The 14,218-nt window shown below is 71.5% G+C and carries 13 protein-coding genes; 6 read left to right on the top strand and 7 right to left on the bottom strand.

The genetic code is table 11. The features are described 5' to 3' along the window. Nucleotides 1-17 precede the first annotated feature (17 nt). From OG828_RS22265 to OG828_RS22255, 3 genes are all read right to left on the bottom strand, one after another. The gene (locus OG828_RS22265) at nt 18-521 is read right to left on the bottom strand and encodes a nuclear transport factor 2 family protein (RefSeq protein ID WP_328359610.1); all 504 of its coding nucleotides are present in this window, start codon (nt 519-521) and stop codon (nt 18-20) included. Further along, nucleotides 518-1,420: a dihydropteroate synthase gene (gene folP, locus OG828_RS22260; protein ID WP_328439259.1), complete on the bottom strand. Its 903-nt coding sequence runs from the start codon at nt 1,418-1,420 to the stop codon at nt 518-520. Before folP ends, OG828_RS22265 begins: the two co-directional genes overlap by 4 nt. Nucleotides 1,421-1,511: 91 nt before the next feature. Continuing rightward, complete coding sequence (locus OG828_RS22255) at nt 1,512-3,377, bottom strand: phosphatidylglycerol lysyltransferase domain-containing protein (protein WP_328359604.1); 1,866 nt, start codon at nt 3,375-3,377, stop codon at nt 1,512-1,514. A gap of 224 nt (nt 3,378-3,601) precedes the next feature. Here OG828_RS22255 and OG828_RS22250 point away from each other — a divergent pair, with 224 nt between their 5' ends. Next, a complete protein-coding gene (locus tag OG828_RS22250; protein WP_328502098.1) occupies nt 3,602-4,729 on the top strand; it encodes an alpha/beta hydrolase in 1,128 nt (375 codons plus the stop codon). Between the two features lie 97 nt (nt 4,730-4,826). Then, nucleotides 4,827-6,119 carry a hypothetical protein gene (locus OG828_RS22245; protein ID WP_328502097.1) on the top strand — a complete coding sequence of 431 codons (1,293 nt, stop codon included), beginning with the start codon at nt 4,827-4,829 and terminating at the stop codon, nt 6,117-6,119. Between the two features lie 27 nt (nt 6,120-6,146). Here OG828_RS22245 and OG828_RS22240 read toward each other — a convergent pair whose 3' ends face one another. Then, the gene (locus OG828_RS22240) at nt 6,147-7,475 is read right to left on the bottom strand and encodes a PH domain-containing protein (protein ID WP_328502096.1); all 1,329 of its coding nucleotides are present in this window, start codon (nt 7,473-7,475) and stop codon (nt 6,147-6,149) included. Further along, nucleotides 7,472-7,975, bottom strand: a complete 504-nt coding sequence (locus OG828_RS22235; RefSeq protein ID WP_328359592.1) for a PH domain-containing protein — start codon at nt 7,973-7,975, stop codon at nt 7,472-7,474. Before OG828_RS22235 ends, OG828_RS22240 begins: the two co-directional genes overlap by 4 nt. A gap of 31 nt (nt 7,976-8,006) precedes the next feature. On the opposite strand from OG828_RS22235, the gene OG828_RS22230 reads away from it, so the two are divergent. Then, nucleotides 8,007-9,158: an NADH-quinone oxidoreductase subunit D gene (locus OG828_RS22230; RefSeq protein WP_328502095.1), complete on the top strand. Its 1,152-nt coding sequence runs from the start codon at nt 8,007-8,009 to the stop codon at nt 9,156-9,158. Between the two features lie 6 nt (nt 9,159-9,164). Here OG828_RS22230 and OG828_RS22225 read toward each other — a convergent pair whose 3' ends face one another. After that, complete coding sequence (locus tag OG828_RS22225; RefSeq protein ID WP_328502094.1) at nt 9,165-10,190, bottom strand: SAM-dependent methyltransferase; 1,026 nt, start codon at nt 10,188-10,190, stop codon at nt 9,165-9,167. Between the two features lie 118 nt (nt 10,191-10,308). On the opposite strand from OG828_RS22225, the gene OG828_RS22220 reads away from it, so the two are divergent. From OG828_RS22220 to OG828_RS22210, 3 genes are all read left to right on the top strand, one after another. After that, nucleotides 10,309-11,523 carry a sensor histidine kinase gene (locus tag OG828_RS22220; RefSeq protein ID WP_328359583.1) on the top strand — a complete coding sequence of 405 codons (1,215 nt, stop codon included), beginning with the start codon at nt 10,309-10,311 and terminating at the stop codon, nt 11,521-11,523. A gap of 105 nt (nt 11,524-11,628) precedes the next feature. Further along, the gene (locus tag OG828_RS22215; protein WP_328359579.1) at nt 11,629-12,303 is read left to right on the top strand and encodes a response regulator transcription factor; all 675 of its coding nucleotides are present in this window, start codon (nt 11,629-11,631) and stop codon (nt 12,301-12,303) included. 32 nt (nt 12,304-12,335) lie between these two features. Further along, nucleotides 12,336-12,968 (top strand): AAA family ATPase, encoded by a 633-nt coding sequence (locus tag OG828_RS22210; protein ID WP_328502093.1) that lies wholly within the window; start codon nt 12,336-12,338, stop codon nt 12,966-12,968. An 11-nt stretch (nt 12,969-12,979) separates the two neighbouring features. Here the strand turns inward: OG828_RS22210 and OG828_RS22205 are convergent, their stop codons facing one another. Continuing rightward, nucleotides 12,980-14,080 carry a DUF5937 family protein gene (locus OG828_RS22205; protein ID WP_328359573.1) on the bottom strand — a complete coding sequence of 367 codons (1,101 nt, stop codon included), beginning with the start codon at nt 14,078-14,080 and terminating at the stop codon, nt 12,980-12,982. Nucleotides 14,081-14,218: the final 138 nt, after the last annotated feature.

The raw sequence follows: 14,218 nt of genomic DNA, 5'->3' as shown, positions 1-14,218 counted from the left end.
AAGGTGCGCCTACCCACTCAGGCGGGTGTGTCGTCGCCTTCCTCCTCGTCGGTTTCGGCCAGAACCGGAGAGGCGTGGTGCGACCAGAGCTTCCAGCCGGCGGGAGTCCGGCGGAACACGTTCGTGGCGACGACGAGCTGTCCGACCAGGGGGCCGAGTTCCTCGGTCCCCTCGGGGGCCGGGCCGCCGCTGAGGATGTTCTCGGTGCAGGTCACCAGGGCGGTGTCGCCGGTGACGGAGACATGCACATCGGTGAGGAAGAACTGGATGTAGTCGGTGTTCGCCATGATCAGCGCGTACGAGCGCAGGACCTCGCCGCGGCCGGTCAGTACCGGCCAGCCGGGGTGCACGCAGGAGATCACGCCGGAGTCCGCCGGGTCGTGGTAGGTCTCGTCGACGCCGAGGTCGGACGGGGTGAGCCAGAGCGAGGACAGCTCTTCGAAGTCGCCGCGTTCCATCGCTTCGTAGAAGGCGGTGTTGGCGAGCTCGACCTGCTCGACGTCGGTGTGGGGGGCGCTCACCGGGCTCCTTCGGTGCCGCGCGCTCCTTCTGCGCCGGGGGTGCGCGCTCCCTCCACGGCGCGCGCGACTCGTACGGCGTCCGCCGTGGCGCGCACCTCGTGCACGCGGACCGCCCACGCACCGGCGTGCGCCGCGAGTGCGGAGACGGCTGCCGTGGCGGCGTCGCGCTCGCGTGCGGGCGGGGGTGCGCCCTCCGGGCCGGCCAGGACGCGGCCGAGGAAGCGCTTGCGGGAGGCGGCGACGAGCAGGGGATGGCCGAGGGAGTGCAGGCGGTCGAGGTGGGCGAGGAGGATCAGATCGTGTTCGGCCTCCTTGGAGAAGCCGAGGCCGGGGTCGACGACGATGCGGTCGGGGGCGATTCCGCCCGCCAGGACGGCGTCCACGCGCGCGTGGAGCTCGTCGACGACTTCGCTGACGACATCGGCGTAGACGCCCTTGACGGTGCTGCCTTCCAGGAAGCCGCGCCAGTGCATGACGACGAAGGGGGCGCCCGCTTCCGCGACGACGGGGATCATCGCGGGGTCGGCGAGGCCGCCGCTGACGTCGTTGACGAGGGCGGCGCCGGCCGCGAGGGACTGCTGGGCGACGGAGGCGCGCATGGTGTCCACGGAGACGGTGACGCCCTCGGAGGCGAGCTCGCGTACGACGGGGATGACGCGCCTGAGTTCCTCCGCCTCGTCGACCCGGGTGGCGCCGGGGCGGGTGGACTCGCCGCCGACGTCGATGAGGTCGGCTCCCTCGGTGACCAGGGCGAGGCCGTGCTTCACGGCGGCCGTCGTGTCGAACCAGCGGCCGCCGTCGGAGAAGGAATCGGGGGTGACGTTCACGACTCCCATGACCGCGCAGCGGTCCCACTCGGGAAGACCGGCGACGTGCCCGCGTCCGCTCTGCTTGCTCATACGTTCAGCCTAGGCCCCTGGTCGGGCCGCCGAGCTCCGGCGGCCCGAGCACGAGCCCCGGGCTCGGCGGGCGGGGCCCGCTCGGGCCTGTCTATGCCGCGCGGACGTCTCCCTCCCCGACCGCGTGGGCGCACGGGCGCGAGGTGGTCGTGCGGCGCCGCAGGAAGCGGGGGAGGGGGAGGGCCAGGTTGACGAAACCTTCCGCCTGCATGGCGGCGAAGCCGATGCGCGGGAGGTCGGCGGAGGCGCGGTAGACGACGAAGCGGGGCTCCCAGCGGGGCCGGAACTTCGCGTTGAACTTGTACAGGGACTCGATCTGGAACCAGCGGGAGAGAAAGACCAGCAGGCCTCGCCAGGCGCGCAGCACCGGTCCCGCGCCGATCTTCTCGCCGCGTGCCAGCGCCGAGCGGAACATGGCGAAGTTGAGCGACACGCGCGCGATGCCGAACTTCGGGGCCGCCTGGAGGGCCGCCACGATCAGCAGTTCGTTCATGCCGGGGTCGGCCGAGCGGTCGCGCCGCATGAGGTCCAGGGACACCCCGTCCGTGCCCCAGGGCACGAAGTGCAGGATCGCTTTCAGATCGCCGTACTCACCCGGCTCGTCGTCGGCCCACCCGTCGCCCACCACCGCCCTACCTGAGGCGCTTCGCGCCGCCCCTTCGATTCTGTGGGCGGTGGCGATGAGGCAGTCGCCGTCGGACGCGTCGCCGATGCGGCCGAGGGCCATGGAGAAGCCGCGTTCGGTGTCGGTGCCGCGCCAGTCGTCGGCGGCGCGGCGGATGCGGTCCAGCTCGGTCTCGCCGAGGTCACGCACGCGTCGTACCCGGGTCTCGTAACCGGCGCGCTCGATGCGCTTGACCATCTGACGCACATTGCGCATCGCACGGCCGGTGAGGGAGAAATCCGGGACGTCCACCACCGCCTCGTCGCCCAGTTCGAGGGCGTCGAGGCCGGTCTCACGGGTCCAGACCTCGCCGCCGGTCTCGGAGCAGCCCATGACGGCGGGGGTCCAGGAGTGCGCCTTGGCCTCGTCCATGAACCGTTCGATGGCGCCCGGCCAGGCCTCCACGTCACCGATCGGATCGCCGCTGGCCAGCATCACGCCGGAGACGACGCGGTACGTCACCGCCGCCTTGCCGCTGGGGGAGAACACCACCGCCTTGTCGCGGCGCAGGGCGAAGTGGCCGAGGGAGTCGCGGCCGCCGTGCTTGTCCAGGAGGGCGCGCAGCCGGGCCTCGTCCTCGTCGGTGAGGCGTGCGGCCGGGTGTTCGGGGCGGAAGGCGAGGTAGATGGTCGTGACGGCGGTGAGCAGGCCGAGGGCGCCCAGGCACATGGCGACGGTCCACGACGTGGTGCCCCGGTAGTCGACCGGGCCCTCGAAGCCGAACAGGCCGTACAGGACGTGCGTGAGGCGGTCGGCGAGGCTCGGGTCGCCGACCAGGGTCTTGGGGTGGGCGCTGACGATGAGCAGCCCGAGGAGGAGCGAACCGGCGCCCATGAGGACGAAGTTGGCGAGCGCGCGCCATCGGCTGCGCGGGTCGGGCAGGGCCCTGAACTGGTCGCGGTGGCGCACCAGCGGCGCCAGCAGCGCCAGCGAGATCACCACGCCGACCACGGAGTGGCGGTAAGTGAACTGCGCCAGCGCGCCGAACGGCAGCAGCACGACGGCGGCCCGCCAGGCCCGGCGCTTGCAGCGCCTCAGGCCGTGGGCGAGCAGCAGCAACAGCACGCCCGCGCTGAGCGAGAGCGCCGCCGCGAACGGGCCGAACGAGCCGGGCAGCACCTCGGCGAGCGTGTGCATACGGCTGTGCCTGAACCGTGGGAAGACGCCCGCGGCGATGTCCAGCAGGCCCACGAGGGCACACGCTCTGGCGACGAGGACGGGAACGGCTTCGGGGCGCGGGCCGCGCAGCACGTGCCGTACCCGGTGGGTTCGCTGCGGAACCCCACCCGACATTTCCACATCTGTCCTGACAGACATCGCATCCCGTAGTTCTGCGAGAGAGCTTGGATCCGGTACCGATTCGGGCATCCGGCGACATTGCGCCCTCTAGGACGGTGTCTCGGAGGGAGAGGTTCACTCGTCTTCTCAAAGCTGTTGAAAAGGCCGGGGAAAGCCCCGGACAAGCCCTTGCGAAGACGTGCGGGGCGAGCCGTAGAGCGCAGGGCAGGGAACGGTTCATGGGTCTCACGAGCAACAAGATGCTGGCGCTGGCGCTCTGCACCGCCGTCCTGCTGTTCGCCGGCACGGTGTGGCTGTGGCCGCGGCTGGCCCGGCGGACCTGGCGGGCCGTCGGCGGCCGGGTCGCCCTGCTCCTCGCCGTGCAGCTGACGCTCTTCGCGTCGGCCGGCCTCGCCGCCAACCAGGCCTTCGGTTTCTACGCCAGCTGGGCGGACCTGCTGGGACAGGAGACCGACGAGGGCGTGGTCGTCGACCACACGCCCGGCGGCCCCGAGGGCGACCCGCTGCGCGTCGTCGACACGGAGAGCGTTCCGGGGGCGGGCAGCCCTGATGCGCGCGCCGGGGGCCGGATCCACGAGGTCGACATCCTCGGTCGTACGACACACATCGCCACGCGCGCGTACGTGTACTTGCCGCCGGAGTACTTCCAGGCGCGATACCGCACCCGCACATTCCCCGCGGCCGTCGTCCTCACCGGCTATCCGGGCACCGCCAAGGCGCTCGTGGACAAGCTCGACTATCCGCACACGGCCCGTGGGCTCGCCAGGGAAGGCCGTATGCGGCCGATGATCCTGGTGATGATGCGGCCGACCGTCGCACCGCCGCGGGACACCGAGTGCGTGGACATCCCAGGCGGGCCGCAGACGGAGTCGTTTTTCGCCAAAGATCTGCCGGACGCCGTGGGCGGGCACTACAGGGTGGGCGGAAAACCGGGGAGTTGGGGCATCATCGGCGACTCGACGGGCGGCTACTGCGCACTCAAGCTCGCCATGCATCACCCCCGGGTCTACGCCGCAGGGGCGGGCCTGTCCGCGTACTACAGGGCGCCGATCGACCCCACCACGGGCGACCTCTTCCACGGCGACAGGACGCTGCGGAACCGCGCCGACCTGTTCTGGTACCTCAAGAACATGCCCGCGCCCGACACTTCACTGCTCGTCAGCAGCAGCAAGATCGGTGAATCCAACTACAAGGACACGCTGAAGTTCATAGCGGACGCCAAGGCGACGAACCGGACGCGGATCTCGTCGATCATCCTGGAAAGCGGCGGGCACAACTTCACCACCTGGCGGCGGGAGATTCCGGCGACACTGGAGTGGATCAGCGGGCGATTGAGCGACCGGTGAACGCGAAACCCCCTTGAGCCGTATGAATGACACGGGATGGCTGTGTTTTTGCGGGGCGGGCCACCAAGATTCGCCTACGCGCGGTAAGTTTCTGGCCATGCCACGTGGACGTCACCGCCATTCCCCGCCTCTGCACAGGGTCCTGCCTCCGTCGGCGATCGCAGGAGTCTCGGTCGTCTGCGCGCTAGGCCCCTGGGTGTTCTCGGAAACTACGGTGCTCCGCGGTCTTGCCGCGGCCGCCGCGGCGACGGCGGTCATCGGCGCGGTCGTGCTGCGCCGTTGGGACATCCAGGCCGGTAAGCAGGTCGCCGACCTCACGCGCGCGCGTGCGAGCGACGAGTGGCGGCACGAGGAGCGCGTCGCCGAACTCGAGACGGACCTCGAGGAGTCCCGCGAACTGCGCGTCAAGCTGGAGCAGCGGCTGCGCGCGAAGCGTGCGGAGCTGGCCGGACTGCGCAACGAGCACGCGGCGTTGCTGCGCCGGTACGCCACCGCGGAGACCGAGCGCGCGACCGCCCTGGAGGGCCGCCGTCTGCTGGAGATAGAGGCCACCACCACGCCGCCGGCCCGTGCGCTGCCGCCCGTGCCGGCGCAGGCGTCCGCTCCCGGGGAGGAGACCGACGCGGTGGCTGCCTCGGACGAATCCGCTGAATCCGCCGTGCCGGTGGACGCCGCCGAGGACGAACAGACGGGACAGGCGGAGCAGGCGGAGCAGGTCGAGGCTGCGGCTCCCGCGGTCTTCTCTCCGGAGGGGTCCAAGCTTTTCCTGCGGGCCAAGGTGGCGTTGGCGAAGTTCGACGCGGACCTCGACACGGACAGGGCGCCCAAGGGGGACGCCGACGCCGCGTCCAAGGGTGATGCCGACGGCGACGACGACGCTCCCAAGGGTTCCCCCGACGACGACGGTTCGCCCAAGGGCGGCGCTCCGGGCGGGCAGAAGCCGGTGAAGGCCGGTGCCGGGGAGGCCGCGCAGGAGGACGAAGCGCAGGGGAAGCCCGAGGCGGTCGACGGGCACGAGCGCGCGGCCGCCACCTCGATGGGCAAGTCGGCTCCGTCCGGGCAGCAGCCCTCCGGGCACTTCACCGTGCCGACCGCGGTGGCCGTCGTACCGGCGACGCCCGTGCGGCGTCCGGCGGTCGAGGGCGGTTTCGACTTCTTCGGTACGAAGACGGAGTCGGAGTCGGAGGCCGCCGCGCTGGAAGCCGTGCAGAACGAGGACCTCGCCGATGTCGTCGGCCAGGAGGCGCTCGCGCTCCACAAGGCGGAGACCGAGGCGGAGTTCAAGCCGGCGGACGCGGAGTCGCGCGGTGTCGGGCAGGTCATCGACCTGACGGCGCACGACGAGACGGAGCAGATCGACGTGCAGGGGCTGCGCAGCGCGGTTTCCTGACACCGCTCACCAGTTGGGCGGCTCGGCTCAGGCCATCCACCGGTCCGGCAGCGCGTCCCTGCGTCCCGTGCGTGACCGCTCCGCCTGCCCGCGCAGCAGCTCCGCCGCCTCCTCAGCGTCCCGCAGCCGCGCTGTGACGGTCTTGTTGGCCCCCGTGTCCACATGCACGTCCGCAAGCCGCCAGGCGCGCTTCCAGGGCCCCTGAGCCAGCCGTACGCTCTGCACCTTCGCGTGCGGTACGAGCGCCAGGCTCCGGCGCAGGAGCCCGTGCCGGGAGGCGAAGACCGTGTCGGTGACCGCGATGCCGTAGCCGCGCCACCACAGCGGCAGGCACCGGCCGGCGCGGCGCGGCGGCCGGGACAGGGACGGTGGCACCGTCACCCCGGGCAGCACGCGCGCGATGACGGCCTCGGCGATCTCACGCGGGGCGACCGGCAGCAGCAGGGAGTTCGAGGACCCGGCGACATCCAACTCGACCCGCACCCAGCCGCGCCTCCGCCACAGCAGCGGCTCCACGATCCGTACGGTCTGCACCCGCCCCGGCGGCACCGTCTCGTGGACCCGGTCCAGCAGGCCGCGGTCGATGCGCAGCCCGTCCGGGGACTCGGCGACCGTCCAGTCGTACTCCGCGACGAACCGCCCCACGCTGCTCGCCCCCGCCCCACCCAGCAGCGGCAGGGCGACCGCGAGGACCGTCCACACGCTGTGGGTGGCGAGCCATATCAGCGGCGGTACGACGAGTGCGGCGGCGAGGGTGCCCCAGGTCGCGCCGGTCAGGACGAGGGAGACGGCGAGTACGCCCGGGGGCGTGCGCAGCAGCTCCTGCGCCGGCGCTTCCCCGACTTCGTGCGCCGTCTCGGGCGCGAAACCCGCCGCGCGCGCGAGCAGTTCGGCGCGCAGCGTGCGCGCCTCGTCCGCGCCCAGGAAGGCCAGCTCGTCCTTCTTGTCCGTGCCGACGACGTCGAGTTTGAGCTTGGCGACGCCCGCGACCCGCGCGAGCAGCGGCTGGGTGACGTCGACGGCCTGGATGCGTTCGAGCCGGATGTGCGCGGCGCGCCGGAACAACAGGCCGGTACGGATGCGCAGTTCGGTGTCGGTCACCGCGAAGTGCGTGAACCACCAAGTGAGGAAGCCGTACAGGGCGGCGGCCGGGACGATCACGGCGAGCGCGATCAGCAGGGTGGTCGTCGTCAGCCTGGTCAGCTGGCGCTGCGTCTGGTCGGGGTCGTGCAACGCCCACCCGATGATCACGGCGACCGGCGCCCACGCCCGCCTCAGCGGTGTCACGGGATGCAGCCGCCGCTCGGTGACGGGTTGCTTCTCCCGTACGGCGCCGTCGACGCCCGGCGCTGTCACAGCCCCGCCGATCGTGCCTCGCCCAGCTCGGTGAGCCGGTCGCGCAGCCGTTCCGCCTCGACCGGATCGAGCCCCGGAATCGTCGCGTCGGTCGCGGCGGCCGCGGTGTGCAGCTGCACGCTGGCCAGCCCGAAGTGCCGTTCGACGGGCCCGGAGGTGACCTCGACCAGCTGCATCCGTCCGTACGGGACGACGGTCAGCTCACGCCACAGCACGCCTCTGCTGATCAGCAGGTCGTCGGCGCGCTCGGCGTACCGCCAGGAGCGCCAGTTGCGCTCGACCATCACCCAGCCCCACAGCAGCAGGGCCAGCGGCAGCAGCGCGAACGCGGCCCACGCGGGACCCGCGAACAGCCCGGGCAGCACACCGGTGGCCGCCGTCAGCAGCCCCAGCCACACCACAAGCAACAGCCTGCGCATCCGCAGCAGCCCGGGCGGCAGCCCGATCCACGCCGGCTCGACCCCCGCCGCCTCCGGGTTCTCCCGGCTCCCCGTCTCCATACGGCAAGCGTACGTAGGGGAGACTGGGGCCATGACTCCTACGACGGAGACCACGGTCGGTATCGGCGGTGCCGCGGAGAGCACCGACATGGTGCTCAACATCGGGCCCCAGCACCCGTCCACGCACGGCGTGCTGCGGCTGCGGCTCACCCTCGACGGCGAGCGCATCACGAGCGCGGAGCCCGTGATCGGCTATATGCACCGCGGCGCGGAGAAGCTCTTCGAGGCGCGCGACTACCGCCAGATCATCATGCTCGCCAACCGCCACGACTGGCTGTCGGCCTTCTCGAACGAGCTGGGCGTGGTCCTCGCCGTGGAGCGCATGCTCGGCATGGAGGTGCCCCCGCGCGCGGTGTGGACGCGCACGCTGCTCGCGGAGCTGAACCGGGTGCTCAACCACCTGATGTTCCTGGGCTCGTATCCGCTGGAGCTGGGCGGGATCACTCCGATCTTCTACGCCTTCACCGAGCGCGAGGAGCTCCAGCACGTCATGGAGGAGGTCTCCGGCGGGCGGATGCACTACATGTTCAACCGGGTCGGCGGCCTCAAGGAGGACCTGCCCGCGGGATGGACCACGCGCGCGCGTGCCTCCGTCGCGGCCCTGCGCTCCCGTATGGACCGCTTCGACGACCTGGTCCTCGGCAACGAGATCTTCCGCGGGCGCACCCGCGGGGTGGGCGTCCTCGCGCCGGAGACCGTCCACGCGTACGGCGTGAGCGGGCCCATCGCGCGCGGCTCCGGCGTCGACTTCGATCTGCGGCGCGACGAGCCGTACCTCGCGTACGGCGAACTCCAGAACATCCTCCAGGTCGTCACCCGGCAGGAAGGCGACTGCCTCGCCCGCTTCGAGTGCCTCCTGGCGCAGACCCACAACTCCCTGGACCTCGCCGACGCCTGCCTGGACCGGCTCGCCGAGCTGCCGCCCGGCCCGATCAACCAACGGCTCCCCAAGGTCCTCAAGGCGCCCGAGGGCCACACGTACGCCTGGACCGAGAACCCGCTCGGCATCAACGGCTACTACCTCGTCAGCAAGGGCGAGAAGACGCCGTACCGGATGAAGCTGCGGTCGGCGTCGTTCAACAACATCCAGGCGCTGGTGGAGCTGCTGCCGGGGACGCTGGTGGCGGACATGGTGGCGATCCTGGGGTCGCTGTTCTTCGTGGTCGGGGACATCGACAAGTAGGAGCCCCTAGGTGAGCGGGTTCGGAATTCCAACCGGCTGCACCAGCCATCCGAAGTCGCCGAGGCCGCCGACCGCTGTGAGTTCAGCGCCCTCTCCCGCGTTCGCGAGGGCGCGCACGTAGGCCGCGGGGTGTGTGGTCGCCAGCGCGAGCGGGGGCCGGGCGCCTGCGATGCCCAGGGCGCGCAGCGCTTCGCGCTGGCGCACGAGGAGTGCGCGGGGAAGTGCGTCGAGGGGCGCGCCAGGAAGTGCGTCGAGGGGCGCGCACGCGTCCAGCGCGACGTGCGCCGTTATGTCGCAGGACCCGTCCGGCACGGGCCGTGTCTCGCGCCCTTCCCGGAAGCCGGTGAGCGTGCCGAACGGCGGTCGGGCGTCCGCCGTGTGCACGTAGTCCACGGCGACCGCGAGACCTTGGTCGAGCGTCGCGACCGCCGCCGCCCAGGCCTCGTCCCGGGGCAGCCCGATCTCGGCGCGCAGACCCTCCTCGGCCGGCAGCGGCCACCACCGGCGGAGCCACTGCGCCTCCGGGCCGGAGACGCGCTCACCGAGCAGCTCGGTCCCGTCCTGCCGGACGAGCACCAGCCGGGGTATGCCGGAGGAGTCGACCTGGGCCACCTCCACGGGCACGTTGTCCAGCCACTCGTTGGCGAACAGCAGCCCGGTCGCGCCCTGCGGGGGCGCGCTGAGCCACTCGACGCGGTGGTCGAGGCCCGCGGGGCGGTCGGCGACCTCGACGGCGTACGCGCGCGTGCGGGCAGCCACGCCGGCGGGCAGCGCGGCCAGCACGCCGGTGACCAGCTCCCCGCGCCCCGCCCCCATGTCGACGAAGTCGAGCGCCTCGGGCCCGCCCAGCGCCTCGTCGACCAGGCACAGCAGCCGGGCCACGGCCCCGGCGAAGAGCGGCGACGCGTGCACGGACGTACGGAAGTGGCCCGCAGGGCCCTCGGGCCTGCGGTAGAAGCCGTCCGGCCCGTACAGGGCGGCCTCGGCCGCCGCCCGCCAACCGCGCCAGTGCCCCGCTGTCTCGTCCGTCACGCCGTCAGGTTAAGCGCACAGGGGAACGGAGCCTCCACCTTGCGGAGTATGCGGGCCCTATGCGGATCGGCCCTCCGGTTGACCCCTGCACGCATCTTGCTTCCCTACGCTGGGTTACGTGCAGCTCCTCTACGACTTCCTCCGCAGGCACCCGACATGGGTGGACAGCTTCTGGGCCGTCCTCCTCTTCGGGATCTCCGTGGTGAGCGAAGCCGTCCGGCAGGAGGGCGGGCAGTCGGCTCCGGGCACCGACTCCGAGGCGGTCATCGTCCCGGTCCTCCTCCTGTTGTGCCTGGTCGTCGCGTTGCGCAGGCGTATGCCGGAGAAGATGCTGCTGCTCGCCATCGGCGTGGGAGTGGCGCAGCTGGCGCTGAACGTGGCGACGACACCCGCCAACTTCGCCTTCCTGGTGATCACCTACACCGTGGCCGCGACCGGCGCCCGCTGGGCCTCCCGGCTCGCGCTGGCCGTGGGCCTGACCGCGGCGCCGCTGGCGCAGGTGCGCTGGCCGGAGAAGGATTCGAGCGTCCTGGGCAGTATCGCCCTGATGATTTTCATGACGGTGCCCTTCGCCCTCGCCTGGGTGCTCGGCGACTCGATCCGCACCCGCCGCGCCTACTACGAGCAACTGGAGGAGCGCGCCACCCGGCTCGAGAAGGAGCGCGAGGCGCAGGCCAAGGTCGCGGTCGCCGCCGAACGCGCCCGCATCGCGCGCGAGCTGCACGACGTCGTCGCGCACAACGTGTCGGTGATGGTGGTCCAGGCCGACGGCGCGGCCTACGTCCTCGACTCCGCGCCCGACCAGGCGAAGAAGGCCCTGGAGACGATCTCCTCCACCGGCCGCCAGGCCCTCGCCGAGATGCGCCGCCTGCTGGGCGTGCTGCGCACCGGCGAGCACCAGGAGAGCGGCGAGTACGTCCCGCAGCCCGACGTCGAGCAGATCGACGAGCTGATCGAGCAGTGCCGCACCTCCGGCCTGCCCGTCGACTTCAAGGTCGAGGGCACCCCACGGCCGCTGCCCAGTGGCGTCGAGCTCACCGCGTACCGCATCGTGCAGGAGGCGCTCACCAACACCCGCAAGCACGGCGGGCCCAACGCGGGCGCCAGCGTGCGCCTGGTCTACTTCGACGACGGCCTCGGTCTGCTGGTCGAGGACGACGGCAAGGGCGCCCCGCACGAGCTGTACGAAGAGGGCGGCGCCGACGGCCAGGGGCACGGCCTGATCGGGATGCGCGAGCGGGTCGGTATGGTCGGCGGCACCCTGGACGCGGGCCCGCGCCCGGGCGGCGGCTTCCGCATCAGTGTGCTGCTCCCGCTCAAGCCAGCGCACTGACGCCGACGCACGCCCCCTCTTGACACCTGTCACGCCCCCGAAAACGCACACACAGACACAGACCCGACGAGACAGACGAGACAGACGAGAACGGAAGAGGCCCCGATGACGACGATCCGCGTGATGCTCGTCGACGACCAGGTGCTGCTGCGCACCGGGTTCCGGATGGTGCTGGCCGCCCAGCCGGACATGGAGGTCGTCGCGGAGGCGGGCGACGGTGTCGAGGCGCTTCAGGTGGTGCGCTCCACCCCCGTCGACGTGGTGCTGATGGACGTACGCATGCCGAAGCTCGACGGCGTCGAGGCCACGCGTCGTATCTGCGCCGAGCCCGATCCGCCGAAGGTGCTGATCCTGACCACCTTCGACCTCGACGAGTACGCCTTCTCGGGGCTGAAGGCGGGCGCGTCCGGCTTCATGCTCAAGGACGTGCCGCCCGGGGAACTGCTGACCGCCATCCGGTCCGTGCACAGCGGCGACGCCGTCGTGGCCCCCTCGACGACCCGGCGCCTGCTCGACCGTTTCGCGCCGATGCTGCCCAGCGCCGGCAAGGAGCCGCAGCACAAGGCGCTGGAGCGGCTCACCGACCGTGAGCGCGAGGTCATGGTGCTGGTCGCTCAAGGGCTCTCCAACGGCGAGATCGCCGCCCGGCTGGTGCTGTCCGAGGCGACCGTCAAGACGCACGTGGGCCGCATCCTGACCAAGCTGGGCCTGCGGGACCGGGTCCAGGTGGTGGTCCTGGCATACGAGACGGGGCTGGTGCGGGCCGGCGGACACGGCTGACCGGGGCGCGCGGGCGTCGGTAGGGTCGGCGCATGCTCCTGTGGATCAACGGCCCCTTCGGGGGCGGAAAGACACAGACCGCGTACGAGATCCAGCGGCGTCTGCCCGGCAGTGTCGTCTGCGACCCCGAGCACATCGGCTTCGGCCTGAACCGCACACTGCCGCCCCAACTGCGCGGCGACTTCCAGGACTTGACGTCGTGGCGGCAGGGCGTCGTCGAGACCCTCGATCTCGCCCTCACCAAGCATGACGGCATGGTGATCGTGCCCATGACGGTCACCGACTCCGGCTACTTCGGGGAGACCGTCGGCCGACTGCGTGAACTCGGCCACGACGTACATCACTTCACCCTCCTCGCGCGGCGTGAGACCGTCCTGAAGCGGCTGCGAGAGCGCAACTTCGGGCACCTCCTCACGTACGTCGGCGGAAAGAACGTCCCCCTGCGCAGGGAGAGTTGGGCGGTACGGAAGCTCGACCACTGCCTGGAGAGGCTGCAAGAACCGGAGTTCGCCGAGCATCTGTGGACGGACCACTCGACCGTGCCCAAGACCGCGGACCGTGTCGCCGTGCTCGCCGGTCTGTCGCTCAGGCCGACCACCGAGGGCTCGGTGCGGACGCGGATGAGGCAGGTGCGGGTCGGGGTCAGGCATATCCGGTTCGACTGAAGGGGCGGCGGTTACCTGAGGAGCGCTTCCAGGAAGTCGCTGCCGAGGCGGGCCATTGCCGTGACGTCGAGCTGGTACAGGACGTACCGCCCGCGCCGTCGGGTGGTGATCAGGCCCGCCTTCTTCAGCACGCTGAGGTGCCGGGATATCTCGGGGGCCGTCATGCCGTGGATCTGCGCGAGTTCGCTCGTGGTGTACGTGGTGCGGGCCAGGTTCCGGCACAGCTGTATGCGCACCGGATGGGACAGCGCGGTCATCCGCAGGGTCAGCTGTTCGACCGAGGGTGGCGCGGCGGGCTCCGGGGAGCCGACCGGGTAGTGCAGGACCGGCTGCCAGCCGTGCCGGTGCAGCACCTGGAGATGCGGCCAGCCCAGGCTCGTCGGCACGAGCAGCAGGCTCCGGTCGCAGATGTGGCTGTGGCGGAGCTTGTCGATGGTGATGCGTCCGGCGGCCTCGTCGAGCACCACCGCCGGGGACACCGCGGCCAGCGCCTGGCCCAGCCCCTTGTGGCGCAGCAGATCGGTCTTGTGGCGGGCGTCGGCCGTGAGCTGGTGGCGCAGCCGGGACCAGGTGTCCGCGAAGAACGCCTCGTCGCAGTCCTGAAGGAACTGCCGCAACCAGGCCCGGATCCGCGGCGGATCGTCCAACAGCCGTCGGCTGAACCGCAACTGCCGCGGCCCGCGCGCGGCGGCCAGCTCCAGGGCCCGGCGGCGCGACTCCGCGTCGCAGAGCACGGGCGGGCCCTGGACCTCGTACGGCAGCGCACAGGTGAACTCCAGCGCCGCATCGACGAACTGCTCGTCCGTCAGCTTGTCCAGCAGGTCCAGTTCCTCGGCGATCGTCGCGCCGGGGAGCGTGGCGCCGCCCGGGACACCCGCATACGGCAGGAACAGGTCGGAGAACGTCGTCCGCCACAGGAAGTCGGCCTCGCACATCCGGTCCGCCAGATGCGAGTCGAGCCGGGCGGTCACGCTCGTCGCCCAGCCCTGCAGGCCCGGATGGTGTCCCGGCTCGGACAGCGCGTGCAGCGCCATGCCGAGCTCGGCCAGGGGCGAGGGGACGACGGCGACCCTCTCCGGCCGCAGCCCCGCGATGTCGATGCTCACGCTCATGCCCTCATGGTGCACTCCGCCACTGACAACGCGGTCTCCGATTGACGGCGGCCGTCAATCGACGCGACGTCACCGCGGCGGCGACGCAACCTGGGACATCCGGGGCAGCCGCGGAGCCCGATTCCTACGTCCCGAGAA

The sequence above is a fragment of the Streptomyces sp. NBC_00457 genome (genome assembly GCF_036014015.1).
Taxonomy (GTDB): domain Bacteria; phylum Actinomycetota; class Actinomycetes; order Streptomycetales; family Streptomycetaceae; genus Streptomyces.
The sequence above is the reverse complement of the archived record's forward strand: the minus strand, read 5'-3'. Positions and strand labels throughout refer to the sequence as shown.